Source organism: Nitrosomonas sp. Nm34, from assembly GCF_900113925.1.
GTDB lineage: Bacteria > Pseudomonadota > Gammaproteobacteria > Burkholderiales > Nitrosomonadaceae > Nitrosomonas.
The window spans coordinates 1-1,942 of the sequence record NZ_FORD01000131.1 but is presented as its reverse complement, the minus strand read 5'-3'; the positions used below and the strand labels follow the sequence as shown (position 1 = coordinate 1,942).

General features: G+C 39.1%; 4 protein-coding genes and 1 pseudogene. 4 read left to right on the top strand and 1 reads right to left on the bottom strand.

Annotated features, from left to right (window positions below; translation table 11 throughout):
* A partial coding sequence (locus tag BM283_RS17685) for a transposase (protein ID WP_139225350.1) occupies positions 1 to 339 on the top strand: 339 nt, incomplete at its 5' end.
* A gap of 15 nt (positions 340 to 354) precedes the next feature.
* Here the strand turns inward: BM283_RS17685 and BM283_RS17680 are convergent.
* A pseudogene (locus BM283_RS17680) lies at positions 355 to 556 on the bottom strand (IS1595 family transposase); the annotation flags it as partial.
* Positions 557 to 617: 61 nt separating this feature from the next.
* Between BM283_RS17680 and BM283_RS20390 the strand changes: the two are divergent.
* From BM283_RS20390 to BM283_RS17670, 3 genes are all read left to right on the top strand, one after another.
* Positions 618 to 752, top strand: coding sequence for a hypothetical protein (locus BM283_RS20390; protein WP_302848315.1), 135 nt, complete (start codon positions 618 to 620; stop codon positions 750 to 752).
* Between the two features lie 35 nt (positions 753 to 787).
* The gene (locus BM283_RS17675; protein ID WP_090695475.1) at positions 788 to 1,369 is read left to right on the top strand and encodes a nucleoside/nucleotide kinase family protein; all 582 of its coding nucleotides are present in this window, start codon (positions 788 to 790) and stop codon (positions 1,367 to 1,369) included.
* A 214-nt stretch (positions 1,370 to 1,583) separates the two neighbouring features.
* Positions 1,584 to 1,790, top strand: coding sequence for a hypothetical protein (locus BM283_RS17670; protein WP_090695472.1), 207 nt, complete (start codon positions 1,584 to 1,586; stop codon positions 1,788 to 1,790).
* Positions 1,791 to 1,942 lie beyond the last annotated feature (152 nt).

Below are 1,942 nucleotides of genomic sequence, written 5' to 3'. Positions count from 1 at the left end.
TCCTTATTTGGCAAACTGTTTGGTGACCGGGGCTACATTTCGCAGCCACTCTTTGAGCAACTCTGGGAGCAAGGCGTGCAGCTCATCACCAAGGTACGCAAGAATATGAAAAACAAGCTGTTGCCGCTGTTTGATAAACTCCTCTTATGTAAACGCTCAATTATTGAAACCGTCAATGACCCATTGAAGAATAGTTCGCAAATCGAGCATTCCCGCCATCGCAGCCCAGTTAACTTCTTTGCTAATCTGATAGCCGGGCTGGTGGCTTACACCTTTCGCGAGAAGAAGCCCTCCCTTAATATCAGACTCCCTCAAGCTCTTCCAGCTGTGGTAGCGTGATCCTTATGTCGAACTCACGTTACCTGATAACTTGTCTTTAAGGGCAGTCTGATGGTGATATATTACTTGCCTGAAAATGCCATGCCACCGATTAATTGGGTTATAGTTTTCACCTAACAGCAGAGCTGCTTTACTGGCTGCTGGCTGGTATATCAATGCTAAAAAATTGAATGATTTTTTTAATTAAATAATCACTTAATTCACTGTTTCTTAACATCTTATTAAACTAACAGATTGTTTCTGCTAGTCTAGAGCCTTTAATATTAAAAATAAATAAAATGAATATTCTGGAAATAGTTGGTTTTGTGGTGATGGTTGTTGTTGGGTTTGGAGTTATTTTGTGGATGGCTGGAATTTTGGAGATTGATGTAAATATTCAGACGGACAAGGACGATATTCATAAAAATAACTGAACTATCAACAAATCAAAAATGAGGTGGATTTTAGAATGAAATTAATCGGTTTAACCGGCGCAATCGGTTCTGGGAAGAGTGAAGCAGCGCGGTTTCTTTCTGATAAATATGGTTATAAAGAGATCACGTTTAAAGCTGAGTTTGTCAGAAGAATATTTCTGTCGCTTGGTATTTGTGATCGTCATCCTGATTATGAAATATATCTCAATCTTTTCTATGATCAAGAGCTAAAGGATAAATCTAATGAATTACTAGGGGGACTTACGCCTCGAGAAGTTAAGTTTTCATTTAGCGGTTGGGTTCGATCAATTGATCCTGATGCATTTGTTAGACCTACTGAGTTAAAAATAAAAACTTACTCAAAACTAAAAACACAATCTCTTCTTGATATCGTCGTTTCTGATATTCGGTTTGAGAATGAAGCGCAATTGATCAAAAGGAATGGCGGTGTTATCTGGAAGATCGAAAGACAAAACAGTCCATTCAAAATTAAATCATCTCACGAATCAGAGAAAGATCTGGGCCAGAAGTACATTGATCTTACTATACACAACGATGGCAATTTAGGTGATCTGGCTATTGCTATTGGAGATGCTTTGGAAGCGGCAGTGGTCTAAAGATTAAAGATAGTAGAAATGGAGCCTGATACACGGCATAGCCAGATGCCGAGTCATGAATGCTCTACTGTGCCACAAATGCAGGAGAAGAGAGCCAGGTAACCCAACTAAATAGGTGCCTGTATACAGTCAGCTTTGACATTAGATGGTTGCGATAACTTCTCGGTTATTATAGTTTTGGCATGAAAGCTAAAAACGTGGAGGCAACGTTCGCATGAATCAACAAAACTCAACAGCCAGCAAGAAAGTTAAATTACTAAAAAATGGCGCCATGTTAGATGGATGCTTATTGAGCTTCTGTGCTGGAAGAGATCAGCTTGGTTCAGATTTAGTTTATGCAATAGTTCAGAAAGAAGATAGATGGCTTGAAGGATTTCCTGTGAACGCTATCAAGATTGCGGGTGATGTAACAACAAGTTAGCCTGAATATTGCACGAAGGGAGATGGCGATTCCATAATAATTCTTTATAATTCAGTCACCTATGCTGAATAAAGAAAAGGAATTGCCAGTGACAAAGTGTACCCGGGAATCATTCAAATTTCCAGATGTAAAGAAGCGTACTGTTGAAGTGA